General features: G+C 58.4%; 15 protein-coding genes. 9 read left to right on the forward strand and 6 right to left on the reverse strand.

Annotated features, from left to right (window positions below; all coding sequences use genetic code 11):
• Positions 1-46 precede the first annotated feature (46 nt).
• Together PMI18_RS19635 and ygfZ are read right to left on the reverse strand one after the other, a co-directional pair.
• Positions 47-868 (reverse strand): HDOD domain-containing protein, encoded by an 822-nt coding sequence (locus PMI18_RS19635; RefSeq protein WP_007898617.1) that lies wholly within the window; start codon positions 866-868, stop codon positions 47-49.
• A 35-nt stretch (positions 869-903) separates the two neighbouring features.
• Positions 904-1,845, reverse strand: a complete 942-nt coding sequence (gene ygfZ / locus PMI18_RS19630) for a CAF17-like 4Fe-4S cluster assembly/insertion protein YgfZ (RefSeq protein WP_007898618.1) — start codon at positions 1,843-1,845, stop codon at positions 904-906.
• Between the two features lie 148 nt (positions 1,846-1,993).
• On the opposite strand from ygfZ, the gene PMI18_RS19625 reads away from it, so the two are divergent.
• Both PMI18_RS19625 and PMI18_RS0129460 read left to right on the forward strand, forming a co-directional pair.
• The gene (locus PMI18_RS19625; RefSeq protein ID WP_007898624.1) at positions 1,994-2,248 is read left to right on the forward strand and encodes an FAD assembly factor SdhE; all 255 of its coding nucleotides are present in this window, start codon (positions 1,994-1,996) and stop codon (positions 2,246-2,248) included.
• Positions 2,232-2,684, forward strand: a complete 453-nt coding sequence (locus tag PMI18_RS0129460) for a protein YgfX (RefSeq protein WP_033036219.1) — start codon at positions 2,232-2,234, stop codon at positions 2,682-2,684. Before PMI18_RS19625 ends, PMI18_RS0129460 begins: the two co-directional genes overlap by 17 nt.
• Here the strand turns inward: PMI18_RS0129460 and nadB are convergent.
• Positions 2,653-4,269, reverse strand: coding sequence for an L-aspartate oxidase (gene nadB / locus PMI18_RS19620; RefSeq protein ID WP_007898626.1), 1,617 nt, complete (start codon positions 4,267-4,269; stop codon positions 2,653-2,655). The two genes, PMI18_RS0129460 and nadB, sit on opposite strands and share 32 nt — an antisense overlap.
• 557 nt (positions 4,270-4,826) lie before the next feature.
• On the opposite strand from nadB, the gene rpoE reads away from it, so the two are divergent.
• From rpoE to PMI18_RS19600, 4 genes are all read left to right on the forward strand, one after another.
• Complete coding sequence (gene rpoE, locus PMI18_RS19615) at positions 4,827-5,408, forward strand: RNA polymerase sigma factor RpoE (protein WP_003172477.1); 582 nt, start codon at positions 4,827-4,829, stop codon at positions 5,406-5,408.
• 30 nt (positions 5,409-5,438) lie between these two features.
• Positions 5,439-6,026: a sigma-E factor negative regulatory protein gene (locus tag PMI18_RS19610; protein WP_007898648.1), complete on the forward strand. Its 588-nt coding sequence runs from the start codon at positions 5,439-5,441 to the stop codon at positions 6,024-6,026.
• Between the two features lie 8 nt (positions 6,027-6,034).
• The gene (locus PMI18_RS19605) at positions 6,035-6,997 is read left to right on the forward strand and encodes a MucB/RseB C-terminal domain-containing protein (RefSeq protein ID WP_007898650.1); all 963 of its coding nucleotides are present in this window, start codon (positions 6,035-6,037) and stop codon (positions 6,995-6,997) included.
• 247 nt (positions 6,998-7,244) lie between these two features.
• The gene (locus tag PMI18_RS19600; RefSeq protein WP_007898652.1) at positions 7,245-8,675 is read left to right on the forward strand and encodes a DegQ family serine endoprotease; all 1,431 of its coding nucleotides are present in this window, start codon (positions 7,245-7,247) and stop codon (positions 8,673-8,675) included.
• A 77-nt stretch (positions 8,676-8,752) separates the two neighbouring features.
• Here PMI18_RS19600 and PMI18_RS19595 read toward each other — a convergent pair whose 3' ends face one another.
• A complete protein-coding gene (locus tag PMI18_RS19595) occupies positions 8,753-10,186 on the reverse strand; it encodes a M48 family metalloprotease (RefSeq protein ID WP_007898653.1) in 1,434 nt (477 codons plus the stop codon).
• 98 nt (positions 10,187-10,284) lie between these two features.
• Here PMI18_RS19595 and PMI18_RS19590 point away from each other — a divergent pair, with 98 nt between their 5' ends.
• Together PMI18_RS19590 and PMI18_RS19585 are read left to right on the forward strand one after the other, a co-directional pair.
• Positions 10,285-10,524, forward strand: a complete 240-nt coding sequence (locus PMI18_RS19590) for a sulfurtransferase TusA family protein (protein WP_007898654.1) — start codon at positions 10,285-10,287, stop codon at positions 10,522-10,524.
• Between the two features lie 31 nt (positions 10,525-10,555).
• The gene (locus tag PMI18_RS19585; RefSeq protein ID WP_007898658.1) at positions 10,556-11,626 is read left to right on the forward strand and encodes an AI-2E family transporter; all 1,071 of its coding nucleotides are present in this window, start codon (positions 10,556-10,558) and stop codon (positions 11,624-11,626) included.
• A gap of 112 nt (positions 11,627-11,738) precedes the next feature.
• Here the strand turns inward: PMI18_RS19585 and PMI18_RS19580 are convergent, their stop codons facing one another.
• A complete protein-coding gene (locus tag PMI18_RS19580) occupies positions 11,739-12,212 on the reverse strand; it encodes a peroxiredoxin (protein ID WP_007898660.1) in 474 nt (157 codons plus the stop codon).
• Positions 12,213-12,222: 10 nt separating this feature from the next.
• Entirely contained in the window at positions 12,223-12,783 is a 561-nt protein-coding gene (locus tag PMI18_RS19575; protein WP_007898662.1) for a glycine cleavage system protein R, read from the reverse strand.
• A gap of 326 nt (positions 12,784-13,109) precedes the next feature.
• Between PMI18_RS19575 and dapA the strand changes: the two genes are divergently transcribed.
• Entirely contained in the window at positions 13,110-13,988 is an 879-nt protein-coding gene (dapA, locus tag PMI18_RS19570; protein WP_007898664.1) for a 4-hydroxy-tetrahydrodipicolinate synthase, read from the forward strand.
• Positions 13,989-13,998: the final 10 nt, after the last annotated feature.

The following is a 13,998-nucleotide window of genomic DNA, read 5'->3' on the forward strand; positions in this document are numbered from 1 at the left end:
AATATATACGATGCTTTTGTAGGAGCGAGGCTTGCCCGCGAAGCTCTTAGTAAAACATCGACCGCGATTCTTCCAGATCCTTGCACATCGCCTTGTTCTCCGGATCGATCCCCAGCTTCTTGAAGGCCGGTACGCTGAATGGATCAATACGGGCCAGTGGATGATCGGTGTCCTTGTGGCAATACAGGCTAGCCACTTGCACCAGATCGACATAATCGACCCGTTCCGATTGCCGCTTGAAATCCAGATACAGCCCCGGCAGTTGCACCAGCATCTCCGGAAACTCCCAGACCCTGAGCAATTTATCGCCGAGCAGTGGGTGAATCCGGTCGATCACATGGTTGAGGCTGACCGGGTCAGACAGCAATTCATAGTGATCTTCGGCGTAGGTCAGGATCGGCAGTACACCAATCTGATGCACGAGCCCGCCGAGCGCGGCCTGATCAGGCTTGAGCTGTGTGTAATTGCGGCACAACGAATAGCTGACGCCGGCGATTTCCAGGCTCTTGCGCCAGACTTCGCGCATTTTCTGTTCCACCACTTCGGAACGGGCGTTGAAAATCTGTTCCATCACCAGGCCGATGGCCAGGTTGCTGCTGTAATTGACGCCCAGCCGGGTGATGGCCGTGTGCAGATCAGTCACTTCCTGGGTCGCGCGCAGCAACGGGCTGTTGACCACTTTGATCAGGCGCGCCGACAGCGCGGTATCGCGGCCAATCACTTTGCTCAGTGTGCTGACACTGATTTCCGGGTCTTCGGCGGCCTTGCGAATCTGCAGGGCCACTTCCGGTAACGTTGGCAGAACCAGGTCATCGTTATCGATGGCCTCAACCAAATCCTGTTGGACCTTATCCGCCAGCTCGCTCATTTCTTTTCTCTAGGGTATTGCGACAAGTGCTGCTGTTAACGCTGGATTTCGCGATCACGATCCAGTTGGTAAGGCAGGTCGAGCAGATGCAGGCCCGGACCTTCGAGTGCGCCAAGGTGCAGGTTGCCATCTTCTGCAGCTTCGGCTTGCAGCACGGCCAGGAGTTCAATGTTTTGCCCGGCGCGGGCGGCCAGCACCACTTCACCGATCGAACTGCTGTGGGTCGGGGAGAACAGTTGGGTACCGGGCTCCGGTAATTCGCTGGCTTCCAGCTGCAGGCGATACAGACGGCGCTTGAGCTTGCCCAGGTATTGCATGCGCGCGACGATTTCCTGGCCGGTGTAGCAACCTTTCTTGAAACTCACGCCACCGACGGCTTGCAGATTGAGCATCTGCGGAATGAACAGCTCGCGGGTGCTCGGCATGACCTGCCCGATTCCGGCGCGGATCTGGCCCAGCAGCCATTGATTCAATTCACCTTCGGCCAACAGAGCGGACAGCTTGCCCTTGATGGTGTCGGCTTGATCGGCACGAACCCAGAGTTCAGCGCGATCCGGCGAGACGCGAAGGGCGATAAGGCCGTCATTGCGCACCACGCTGTCGGTTTCTGCCGGTAGTTCCAGGCCCAGGCTGGTCAGTGCCGCATCGCCATGCTCAAGGCCAAAGCGAACCCAGCAGGCACTTTCATCGGTCAGTTTCGATTTGGAGAACACCGCGTACTTTTTCAGGTCCGCCAGTTGCGGCTCGATCAGCTCGCTGGCCATCGCCATGAGCACACCGTCGCCTTCCAGCAGAATGCGGAAACTCGACTGCATCCGGCCTTTCTGCGTGCAGCGCGCGCCAAGGCTGGCCTGGGTGTCACTCAGGTAATTAAGGTTGCAAGTCAATTGGCCTTGCAGGAATTTGCCGGCATCCGCGCCGCGTACCGCGAGAACGCCTTCGTGAGACAGGGTGCAGAAAAAAGCAGAATCGGCCATGGGTCATCGCAGGGTAAAGAGTCCGAGGGACATCATAAGGGGGCGCCCATGAAATGGGTAGTTCACAAAGGATCGATGGGGGCGACCAAAGCCGACTGTTCGAGCGGGCCCGGGGCTGTATACTTGCCGCCTATTTGAGGAGCGCTCCATGGTCGAAGATGTTGAACTGAATCGCCTCTACTGGCACAGCCGCCGCGGCATGCTTGAGCTTGACGTGTTGCTGGTGCCGTTTGTGAAAGAGGTTTACCCGCACCTCAACGAGGTCGATCGCGCATGCTACGTCAGGCTGCTCGAATGCGAAGATCAGGACATGTTCGGCTGGTTCATGGAACGTGCCGAATCGGAAGACCCGGAGCTTCAGCGCATGGTTCGCATGATCCTGGATCGTGTCCAGCCCAAGTAACGCGTTCGAATGCCGCTGGCATGCCTCACGGCATTTGCTGGCGGCGTATCTTCTGGCCCAGCTTTTCGCGCTGGGTTCGTTGTTTCTTCTTTCCCTACCGGTCTGGGCCAGTTTGCTCGGCGCGTTTTGCTGCCTGACTCATGGCGCTTGGGCATTGCCGCGTCAGATTTTGTTGACACACCCGCAGGCGTTTCGCGGCTTGCGTCGCGATGCCGATGGCTGGCAATTGTGGAATGAGGCGATGGGATGGCAGCCCGTGCAGCTGCGGCCGGACAGTCTGGCGTTGCCATTGATTGTGGTACTGCGTTTTCGTCTGCGCGATGAGCGACGGGTCAGGGCGATCTGTGTGCCGCGGGATTCGCAGGCGGCGGATGTGCACCGACGCCTGCGGGTTCGGCTCAAGTTCAGTCGGCGTAGGTGGGCGGCACCAGAATAGTGTCCAGGGCGACCGGCAGCATGTTCGGGTAGTCGAGGGTGTAATGCAGGCCGCGACTTTCCTTGCGCTCCATGGCTGACTGGATCATCAGTTCGGCAACCTGAGCAAGGTTACGCAACTCGATCAAATCCCGGCTGACCTTGTAGTTGCTGTAGAACTCGTCGATTTCGTCCAGCAACAGACGCACTCGGTGCTGAGCTCGTTGCAGACGTTTGTTGGTCCGCACGATGCCGACATAGTCCCACATGAATCGCCGCAGTTCGTCCCAGTTGTGCGCAATGATTACGTCTTCGTCCGAATCGGTAACCTGGCTCGCATCCCAAACGGGCAGGGCGGTCGGAATCGACACTTCTGGCAACTGTTCAAGAATGTCCGCAGCAGCCGAACGGGCGTAAACGAAACATTCCAGCAAGGAGTTGCTGGCCATGCGGTTGGCGCCATGCAGGCCGGTGAAGCTGGTTTCGCCAATCGCATACAGGCCCGGCACATCGGTGCGTCCCCGCTGATCGACCATCACGCCGCCGCAGGTGTAGTGCGCTGCGGGTACCACCGGAATCGGTTGCTTGGTGATATCGATGGAGAATTCCAGGCAGCGCTCATAGACCGTCGGGAAGTGCGTCTTGATGAAGTCTTCAGGCTTGTGGCTGATGTCCAGGTAGACGCAGTCGATACCCAGGCGCTTCATCTCATGGTCGATGGCGCGGGCAACGATGTCCCGTGGTGCCAGCTCGGCCCGTGGGTCGAAACGCTGCATGAAGCGTTCACCATTGGGCAGCTTCAGGTGGCCACCTTCGCCGCGCAGGGCTTCGGTGATCAGGAAACTCTTGGCTTGTGGGTGATAAAGGCAGGTGGGATGGAACTGGTTGAACTCCAGGTTCGCCACCCGGCAGCCCGAACGCCAGGCCATGGCGATGCCATCACCACAAGCCCCGTCGGGGTTGCTGGTATAGAGGTAAACCTTTGCCGCGCCGCCCGAGGCAAGGATCACGAAGCGTGCGCCGTAGGTATCGACTTCACCGGTACCGCGGTTGAGCACATAGGCGCCGAGGCAACGATCGCCTTCAAGGCCCAGGCGCTTTTCGGTGATCAGGTCGACCGCGACCCGCTGCTCCAGCAGTTCGATGTTGGGGCGCTGCTTGGCCTGATCGAGCAGGGTTCTGAAGATCGCCGCGCCCGTCGCATCGGCAGCGTGGATGATGCGCCGATGGCTGTGACCGCCTTCGCGGGTCAGGTGAAACTCGAAACCACCGTCTTCGGTGCCGGACTGTTCATCGCGGGTAAAAGGCACGCCTTGGTCGATCAGCCATTGAATCGCCTCTCTGCTGTGCTCGACAGTAAAGCGCACAGCGTCTTCATGGCACAGGCCACCGCCGGCGTTGAGGGTGTCATCGACATGGGATTCGACAGTGTCAGTGTCATCCAGAACGGCAGCGACACCGCCCTGGGCCCAGAAAGTTGAGCCATTGGCGAGGTCGCCTTTGCTCAATACGGCGATGCGCAAATGACCGGGCAAGGTCAGCGCAAGGCTCAAGCCGGCAGCACCGCTGCCAATTACCAGAACATCGTGTTGAAACTGTTGGCTCATTTCAGGATTCCGCTCAAAGCGACCCGGGACGGGGTTGGCGCAAGACAGCTGGATCGGCGAGTCAAGACAGCCATACAGCCCACTAGTATATAGAGGGGGGGAGCGGCACAATAGCCGGGCTCACATGGCATTGTGAAACTACTGTGACGGAAAAGGCTGGACGCTTCGTCGGAAGTTTTTTTGACGGCTTCGGCGACAAGGCAACTGTATCGTGGATTTAACAGTCTTTTTCTCTTCACAGTTGCACAATGCCGGTTTCGGGCAGCTATAAATATGGAACTTTTGCCAAAGGCCCAAGATCAATAGACGGTTGCCTGAAACAAGGGACAGTGTCGGCTTCGGTGCGGGACTTGCGGTTGGGTCCTTGCTGACGAATCCGATGACAAGATTATTCGCGCAGCCGGGTTATCCCGCGCTGCGCTTTTCGTGCGTGCCAAATCAGAGCGCGCCGGAAACTTGCTTGAAGGGGGAGAACTTTTGCGAAAAGCCCGAGTCTATGTTTGCAAGTCTGGTCGTTCAGTAATGCAAGCCTCCTTCGAGCTTATCGAGGAGTGTTCATGCTAACCCAGGAAGAGGATCAGCAGCTGGTCGAGCGCGTTCAACGCGGCGACAAGCGAGCTTTCGATCTGCTAGTGCTGAAATACCAGCACAAAATTCTCGGGTTGATCGTGCGTTTCGTGCACGACACCCATGAAGCCCAGGATGTCGCACAGGAAGCCTTTATCAAGGCATACCGTGCACTTGGTAATTTTCGCGGAGACAGCGCGTTTTATACGTGGCTTTACCGCATCGCCATCAACACGGCGAAAAACTATCTGGTTTCACGCGGCCGTCGGCCGCCGGATAGCGATGTCAGTTCCGAGGATGCAGAGTTCTACGATGGCGATCATGGCCTCAAGGATCTCGAGTCGCCAGAACGTGCATTGCTGCGGGATGAGATCGAAGGCACCGTCCATCGAACCATTCAGCAACTGCCAGAAGATTTGCGTACGGCTTTAACTTTACGTGAATTCGATGGTCTGAGTTACGAGGACATTGCCAGCGTCATGCAGTGTCCGGTGGGTACCGTGCGCTCCCGGATTTTCCGCGCCCGGGAGGCCATCGATAAAGCCCTGCAGCCGTTGTTGCAGGAAAACTGAGACAGCGGCGACAGCCAAGAGAGGAACGCCATGAGTCGTGAAGCCCTGCAGGAATCGCTGTCCGCAGTGATGGATAACGAAGCGGACGAATTGGAATTGCGTCGGGTGTTGAATGCCTTCGACGATGTTGAAACCCGCGATACCTGGGCTCGTTACCAGATCGCTCGGGCAGTTATGCACAAGGATTTGTTGCTTCCTCGTCTGGACATCGCTGCGGCAGTTTCTGCTGCGCTGGCTGACGAAGCCGTACCGGCAAAAGCTTCTCGCGGTCCATGGCGCAGCCTGGGTCGTCTGGCAGTCGCTGCTTCGGTGACCGTTGCCGTGCTGGCGGGTGTTCGTCTGTACAACCAGGACGAGATCGCCGGTGTCGAGTTGGCCCAGCAATCCAGTCAACCGGGTCTGACCGCTCCTCAGGTCAAGGGCCCCGCTGTATTGGCAGGCTACAATGAGAGTTCGGAAGCCACTGGCCCTATGGCCAACGGCGTATTGCAAGGTCAACCAGGCTGGCACGATCAGCGTCTGCCAGGTTACTTGCGCCAACATGCTCAACAGGCTGCATTGAAAGGTACTGAGAGCGCTCTGCCTTACGCTCGTGCAGCAAGCCTGGAAAACCGTTAAGGAGGATCATGCGCGCCATACCTCTACTTACGCTTCTGCTCAGTGGCTGGTTTGTTGTTCCAGCCCACGCCGATGAAGCCCAGGACTGGCTGAAGCGTCTGGGACAGGCGGAGCAAACGCAGAGCTTTCACGGTACTTTCGTCTACGAGCGTAACGGTAGTTTCTCTACCCATAACATCTGGCATCGCGTCCAGGATGGCAAGGTCCGCGAGCGTTTACTCCAGCTCGACGGCTCGGCACAGGAAGTCGTGCGCATTGATGGGCATACTCAATGCGTTAGCGGCACACTGATAGCAGGGCTGGGGGACTCACCCAACTCCACCGCTCGTGCACTCGATCCACAAAAGCTAAAGAATTGGTATGACCTTGCCGTCATCGGCAAGTCGCGTGTGGCCGGGCGTTCGGCAGTGATCGTGTCGTTAAAGCCTCGCGATCAGCATCGCTACGGTTTTGAGCTGCATCTGGACAAGGAAACCGGTTTGCCGTTGAAGTCATTGTTGCTCAATGACAAAGGGCAACTGCTGGAGCGGTTCCAGTTCACCCGACTGGATACTGCCGAGGTGCCTTCCGACAGCGATTTGCAGGCAGGTTCTGATTGCAAAACCATTACCCTCGACAGTGACAAGGCTTCCGCCGTCAAAACTGCGCAGGTCTGGCATTCGGACTGGTTACCGCCAGGTTTCGAGCTGACCAGCAGTACCTCTCACAAGGACCCGGAGACCAAAGCCCAGGTCAACAGTCTGATGTTCGACGACGGTCTGGCCCGATTCTCGGTGTTCCTTGAGCCGTTGAATGGCGCAACAGTCACTGACACGCGCACCCAGCTGGGGCCAACCGTCGCTGTCTCCCGGCGATTGACTACACCGCAAGGCGAGATGATGGTGACCGTGGTCGGTGAAATACCGATTGGCACCGCCGAACGGATTGCGCTGTCCATGCGCAACGATGCCGCGGCTACCAGCAAGCAGTGAGCTGATCAGCCATGCTCGCCCATCAGGGGCTGGTTGGAGCAGGGATCGGTAATGGCTGTCGCGCCATTAATGTCTCGAAATGTTTTGCCGAGCATTTTCATTTGCAAATATCCCGAAAATTTTTTATAGGTCAGAGCCCCCTCGGCTCTGGCCTTGTTTGTTGTTCCCGGAACAAAAATACCGGCGTATCGTTTCCGGTGTTCCTTGCTCCATATCGCTTAACCATGCTCGTCGTAACGGGAGCCGTATGTCGATACCACGCTTGAAGTCTTATCTCTCCATTTTTGCCACCGTGCTAGTGCTCGGTCAGGCGGTCGCTGCGCAAGCGGTCGAGTTGCCTGACTTCACGCAGTTGGTCGAGCAAGCCTCGCCCGCGGTGGTTAACATCAGTACTACCCAGAAGCTGCCGGACCGTAAGGTGTCCAGCGAGCAAATGCCTGACCTTGAAGGCTTGCCGCCGATGCTGCGCGAGTTCTTTGAACGAGGCATGCCGCAGCAGCCGCGTTCCCCCCGTGGCGATCGTCAGCGTGAAGCCCAGTCCCTGGGCTCGGGCTTTATCATTTCGTCCGACGGTTACATCCTGACCAACAACCATGTGATTGCCGATGCCGACGAAATTCTCGTGCGCCTCGCCGATCGCAGTGAATTGAAGGCCAAGCTGATCGGTACCGATCCGCGCTCTGACGTCGCTTTGCTGAAAATCGAAGGCAAGGACCTACCGGTTCTGAAGCTTGGCAAGTCGCAGGACCTGAAAGCCGGTCAGTGGGTCGTGGCCATCGGTTCGCCGTTCGGCTTTGATCACACGGTGACCCAAGGTATCGTCAGCGCCATCGGCCGTAGCCTGCCGAACGAAAACTATGTGCCGTTCATCCAGACCGACGTGCCGATCAACCCGGGCAACTCCGGTGGTCCGCTGTTCAACCTGGCCGGTGAAGTGGTCGGCATCAACTCGCAGATCTACACCCGTTCCGGCGGCTTCATGGGCGTGTCGTTCGCGATCCCTATCGATGTGGCGATGGACGTTTCCAATCAGCTGAAAAGCGGCGGTAAAGTCAGCCGTGGCTGGTTGGGCGTAGTCATCCAGGAAGTGAACAAGGATCTGGCCGAGTCGTTCGGTCTCGAGAAGCCGGCCGGTGCGCTGGTGGCTCAGATCCAGGATGACGGTCCGGCTGCCAAGGGCGGCCTGCAAGTGGGCGACGTGATCCTCAGCATGAACGGTCAACCGATCGTCATGTCCGCCGATCTGCCGCACTTGGTGGGCGCGCTGAAGGCTGGCTCGAAAGCCGATCTTGAAGTGATCCGCGAAGGCAAACGCAAGAACGTCGAGCTGACCGTCGGCGCTATCCCTGAGGAAGGCAAAGAGCTGGAAGCCCTGCCTAAATCCAGCGTCGAGCGCAGCAGCAATCGCCTGGGTGTTTCCGTGGTTGAGTTGACCGAAGAGCAGAAGAAAACCCTCGACCTCAAGGGTGGTGTGGTTATCAAGGAAGTTCAGGATGGCCCTGCTGCCCTGATCGGCTTGCAGCCGGGCGACGTGATCACTCACCTGAACAACCAGGCGATTGGCTCCTCCAAGGAGTTCACGGACATTGCCAAGGCGCTGCCGAAAAACCGCTCGGTGTCGATGCGGGTTCTGCGTCAAGGACGCGCCAGCTTCATCACCTTCAAACTGGCTGAATAAACCGGTTGTCGGCTGAATAAAAAACCGCCTCGAAAGAGGCGGTTTTTTTGTACCTGGATTTTTTGTTTCTGAAGCGGTCAGCCCATCATGTCCTTGACCATGCGTTCCTGCTCCATCAACTCACGTTGCCGTGCGTCGATCCGCGATGACAGCGGGAAGTTGCTGCCAGCCTTGCGCTTGGCGAAGTCCAGTTGCTGGATTGCCTGGCGATAGTCGCCGACCAGCGCAAAGTACTCTGCGCGAGCTTGATGCAGGCCGATGATGTTGCCCGACAGGCCACGAGTCTCGGCCACCATGTACCAGACGTCCGGATCATCGGGTCGGCTCTTGAGCAGGGTCTCCAGTGCTTTTTCCGCTTCGGCCGCTCGATTCTGCTTGAGCAACAGGTCGACGCGCACCTGATTCAGCGGGTAGTTGCCGGGGTATTGAGTGAGCATTCGGTCGACCCGAGATTGAGCATCGGGCAGACGATTATTGGTGATGTCCAGATCGACCTGCGCCAGGTTGTAGATGATCTCGTTCGGCGATTTGGCCAGCAGCAGCTTGAGGTTCTCCCGAGCCTCATTTAACTGGCCACCCTTGATCTGGGCGATTGCCAAGCCATAGCGCGCGACATCGTTTTTCGGGTTTTCATCGAGTTGGGCCCGAAAGCGCTTGGCGCCCAAGCCTGGGGTTTCTTCATAGATCAGTTGCACGCGCGCCCGAATCAGCTGATAACGCATGCTGTCTTCGATACCGCCCGGTTTGGCCTGTTCGGCGCGGTTGCGGGTGTCGGCGATCCGCGATTCGGTTACCGGGTGAGTCAGCAGGAATTCTGGTGGCTTGGCGTCGAAGCGGTACTGGCGCATCAGCCGTTCGAACATGGTCGGCATCGAGCGCGGATCGTAACCGGCCTTTTCCAGATTCATGATGCCGATACGGTCGGCTTCCTGTTCATTCTGGCGCGAGAAGCGTCGTTGTTCCTGAATCGCCGCTGCCTGAGTACCGGCAATGGCCGCGATCCCTGCATCGCCTGCACCGGCCGCGGCAATCACGATGCCAGCCAGCAGCGCAGCCATCATGGGCACTTGCATGCGTTGCGACGCTTCGACACCGCGGGCGAAGTGACGCTGCGACAAGTGAGCCAGTTCGTGGGCCATTACCGAAGCATATTCACCCTCGGTCTGGGCATTGAGGAACAAGCCACCGTTGACGCCGACGATTCCGCCCGGCGCGGCAAAAGCGTTGAGCTGCGGGCTGTTGATCAGGATGAACTCCAGGCGCCGGTCATTGACCTGGCTGGTTTCTACCAAACGGTAGACGCTGGATTCGACGTAATCCTTGAGCTGCGGATCGTTGAGCTGCGACACCTGACTGCGCAACAGCGCCAGCCAGGCACGGCCCAATTGGTGTTCCTGTTGCGGCGAGACGATGGCAGAACTGGCGTCACCAAGTGACGGCAAGTCGTCGGCGAAGCCCGGTGAGGCGAGCAGGCAAGCGAGCGTCAGCAGGGTAGGGCGCAAAAAAGTCATGCACAAAGCCTTAGTCGACAAAGACCTTACTGTAGCCGGACACTACGCTTGGGACCAGATATTCTAAGCTGCTTAACCCCCTGCCCCGGAGTGATTCGATGACTGACGCTGTAACCCACGACGCCGAACTGGACGCCAGCGGTCTGAATTGTCCGTTGCCGTTGCTCAAAGCCAAACTGGAGCTCAACCGACTGGCCAGCGGTGCGGTACTCAAGGTGATCGCCACCGATGCAGGTTCCCAGCGCGACTTTCGCACCTTTGCCCGATTGGCCGGTCATACGCTGCTTCGTGAAGAAGATGAGGCGGGCGTTTACCGCTATTGGTTGAAAAAAGCCTGAAACCTGCTGCGTTCGTTTTTAAGGATTATTGATGTTCAAGGTGTTACGCGACTGGATTCAGCGCTATTTCTCGGATGAAGAAGCCGTGGTGCTGGCGGTGCTGCTGTTTCTGGCATTTACCGCGGTGCTTACCTTGGGTGGAATGCTCGCGCCCGTATTGGCCGGTATGGTGCTGGCGTATCTGATGCAGGGGCTGGTGGTGACCCTCGAACGCCTGCGCGTGCCGGGTGGCGTGGCGGTGGGGCTGGTTTTCGCGTTGTTCATGGGGTTGTTGCTGGTCTTTATCATCGTCGTGGTACCACTGCTCTGGCACCAATTGATCACGCTGTTCAACGAATTGCCCGGGATGCTCGCCAAGTGGCAGTCGCTGCTGTTGCTGCTGCCTGAGCGCTACCCGCACCTGGTGTCGGATGAGCAAGTGCTGCAGGCGATCGAAGTGGCACGGGGCGAGATCGGCAAGTTCGGCCAGTGGGCGCTGACATTCTCGCTGTCGAGTCTGCCGCTGCTGGTGAACATCATGATCTACCTGGTGCTGGTGCCAATCCTGGTGTTCTTCTTTCTCAAGGACCGGGAGATGATCGGCCAGTGGGTGCGCGGTTATCTGCCGCGCGAGCGGGCGCTGATCACCCGGGTCGCCCAGGAAATGAACCGGCAGATCGCCAATTACATTCGCGGCAAGGTCATCGAAATCTTCATTTGCGGTGGCGTGACTTACATCGCGTTCGTGGCGCTGGGGCTCAACTATTCGGCGCTGTTGGCGTTGCTGGTGGGTGTGTCGGTGGTGGTGCCTTACGTCGGGGCGGTGGTGGTGACCGTGCCAGTGCTGCTGATTGCACTGTTCCAGTGGGGCTGGAGCGACCAGTTCATCTATTTGATGGCGGTCTACGGGATCATCCAGACACTGGACGGCAACGTGCTGGTGCCGCTGCTGTTCTCGGAAGCGGTCAACCTGCACCCGGTGGCGATCATTTGTGCGGTGCTGTTGTTTGGCGGGTTGTGGGGCTTTTGGGGCGTATTCTTTGCGATTCCCCTGGCGACGCTGTTCAAGGCCGTGCTGGATGCCTGGCCGCGCAAAGAACCGGTGGTGGCACCGCTGCTTTAATTGTCAGCCTCGAGGGCCTCTTCGCGGGCAAGCCTCGCTCCTACATCCAGGGTTTGAAATCTTGTAGGAGCGAGGCTTGCCCGCGAAGGCGTCCGGACAGGCGCCCAAATAATCAGGCCTTGTTCAGCGCCTGAGCAGCAGCCAAAACCGCATCCACATGCCCCGGCACCTTCACGCCGCGCCATTCCTGACGCAGTACGCCGTTCTTGTCGATCAGGAACGTGCTGCGATCAACGCCCATATATTCTTTGCCGTAGAGCTTTTTCAGCTTGATCACGTCGAACAGCTGGCACAGCGCTTCTTCTTTGTCACTGATCAGCTCGAAAGTGAACGCCTGCTTGGCCTTGAAGTTTTCATGGGATTTCAGGCTGTCGCGAGACACGCCGAAAACTTCGGTATTGGCGGCTTTAAAGGCGTCAAGCTGATCACGAAAACCCTGACCCTGGGTGGTGCAGCCCGGTGTGCTGTCCTTCGGATAGAAGTAAATCACCACCTGCTTGCCTTTGAGGCCCGCGAGGCTGACGGATTGCCCGCTGGTGGCGGGTGCTTCGAAGTCGGCAACCGGTTGGTCGATGGCTACGGCCATGAAAGCTTCCTTACATTGGGTTTTGTGGGCGCCACGGTTCAATCAGTGCGTCCAGGTTCATGGCGTCGGCGAAATCCAGGAACTGGTCACGCAACCAGCTGATCTGGGTGCCGGCCGGCAAGGTCACGGTAAACGTGGCGTTAAGCATGGTGCCGCCTGTCTGCGGGGCCTGATAGGTGTCGCAGGTCAAGTTCTCCAGCTCGACGTTGTGATCCATGAAGAACTGGCACAGCTCGTTGATGATGTCCGGACGGTAGGCCGAGCTGACGTAGGCAACGTAGGGCAGTGCCTGGGGACGGTTCTCCAGGGCAGCGCTGCGGACCACGTTAACGGTGAAGGCGTGCCGTTTGGCCAGCACTGGCAGGCTGCCTTCGAGGCGCGCCAGGGCGTCCCAGCTGCCTGAGATTTCAAGGATCAACGCACTGCATTCGCCATGACGCGTCAGGCGAGAGGTGACCACGGCGCAGCGGTTTTCATGGCTGGCGCGGCACAGGACGTTAGTCAGCTCCATGGGGTTGGCGCCGAGGGCACTGATGACAAGGAATTGTTCGCGAACTGTGGGGGTGGACATGCAGCATTCCTAAAGCGATGAGCGGTCGATACTTTTATAGGCTTTTTTTACCGGGACGAGCCTGCGGATGCGAATTCAGAAAACCCGGCCGAAGGTTGCAACGTGCTCCAGTATGGCAAGAGCGAGGGGTGGCAACGCTGGATCGGGGCTTGTGATGCCGAAAATGGAGGCTGGAACGCGGCGTACGAGCTTATCAGTACCGATCAAAGTCTGAAGGGTAGCGAAAAGCAGCGCCAAGGGGAATGGCAGCAGCGCAGTACTTCGCTTGTACAAGCATCTTGGCGCCAGTACCATTACCGCTCTCTTTTTCCGGCAGGAGCGGTTGCATGATTGCGGGCAGTATGGTGGCACTGGTCACACCCATGGATGCACAGGGTCGTCTCGACTGGGACAGCCTGAGCAAACTGGTGGACTTCCACCTGCAAGAGGGCACCAACGCCATCGTGGCGGTCGGCACTACAGGTGAGTCGGCCACGCTTGACGTGAACGAGCACATCGAAGTGATTCGTCGCGTGGTTGCCCAGGTTGCAGGGCGTATTCCGGTGATCGCCGGTACGGGCGCCAATTCGACGCGCGAAGCGATCGAACTGACCACCAACGCGAAGAACGCCGGCGCCGACGCGTGCCTGCTGGTAACTCCTTATTACAACAAGCCGACGCAAGAAGGCCTGTACCAGCACTTCAAGGCCATCGCCGAAGCCGTCGACATCCCGCAGATCCTTTACAACGTGCCGGGCCGTACCGCATGCGACATGCAGGCCGAGACGGTGATCCGCCTGTCGACCGTGAAGAACATCATCGGCATCAAGGAAGCCACGGGCGACCTGCAGCGCGCCAAGGACATCCTGGCCGGCGTGAGCAGCGACTTCCTGGTGTATTCCGGTGACGACGCGACCGCGGTCGAGCTGATGCTGCTCGGCGGCAAGGGCAATATTTCGGTGACCGCCAACGTCGCACCGCGCGCCATGAGCGAGTTGTGTGCCGCGGCCATGGCTGGTGATGCCGTCAAAGCCCGGGCTATCCACGAAAAGCTGATGCCGCTCAATAAAACCCTGTTTATCGAATCCAACCCTATCCCCGTGAAATGGGCACTGCATGAAATGGGCTTGATGCCGGACGGTATCCGTCTGCCGCTCACCTGGCTCAGTGCTGCCTGTCACGAACCGCTGCGGCAGGCCATGCGCCAGTCCGGCGTCCTGGTTTAATTGAGGAAGT

Source organism: Pseudomonas sp. GM102 (genome assembly GCF_000282555.1).
Taxonomy (GTDB): domain Bacteria; phylum Pseudomonadota; class Gammaproteobacteria; order Pseudomonadales; family Pseudomonadaceae; genus Aquipseudomonas.

Coding starts and splice junctions, on each gene's coding strand:
- PMI18_RS19585 (WP_007898658.1), top strand. CDS start 10,556: ATGTTCAAGGTGTTACGCGACTGGATTCAGCGCTATTTCTCGGATGAA.
- ygfZ (WP_007898618.1), bottom strand. CDS start 1,845: ATGGCCGATTCTGCTTTTTTCTGCACCCTGTCTCACGAAGGCGTTCTC.
- PMI18_RS19625 (WP_007898624.1), top strand. CDS start 1,994: ATGGTCGAAGATGTTGAACTGAATCGCCTCTACTGGCACAGCCGCCGC.
- rpoE (WP_003172477.1), top strand. CDS start 4,827: ATGCTAACCCAGGAAGAGGATCAGCAGCTGGTCGAGCGCGTTCAACGC.
- PMI18_RS19605 (WP_007898650.1), top strand. CDS start 6,035: ATGCGCGCCATACCTCTACTTACGCTTCTGCTCAGTGGCTGGTTTGTT.
- nadB (WP_007898626.1), bottom strand. CDS start 4,269: ATGAGCCAACAGTTTCAACACGATGTTCTGGTAATTGGCAGCGGTGCT.
- PMI18_RS19580 (WP_007898660.1), bottom strand. CDS start 12,212: ATGGCCGTAGCCATCGACCAACCGGTTGCCGACTTCGAAGCACCCGCC.
- PMI18_RS19575 (WP_007898662.1), bottom strand. CDS start 12,783: ATGTCCACCCCCACAGTTCGCGAACAATTCCTTGTCATCAGTGCCCTC.
- PMI18_RS19595 (WP_007898653.1), bottom strand. CDS start 10,186: ATGACTTTTTTGCGCCCTACCCTGCTGACGCTCGCTTGCCTGCTCGCC.
- PMI18_RS19635 (WP_007898617.1), bottom strand. CDS start 868: ATGAGCGAGCTGGCGGATAAGGTCCAACAGGATTTGGTTGAGGCCATC.
- PMI18_RS19600 (WP_007898652.1), top strand. CDS start 7,245: ATGTCGATACCACGCTTGAAGTCTTATCTCTCCATTTTTGCCACCGTG.
- PMI18_RS19590 (WP_007898654.1), top strand. CDS start 10,285: ATGACTGACGCTGTAACCCACGACGCCGAACTGGACGCCAGCGGTCTG.
- PMI18_RS19610 (WP_007898648.1), top strand. CDS start 5,439: ATGAGTCGTGAAGCCCTGCAGGAATCGCTGTCCGCAGTGATGGATAAC.
- dapA (WP_007898664.1), top strand. CDS start 13,110: ATGATTGCGGGCAGTATGGTGGCACTGGTCACACCCATGGATGCACAG.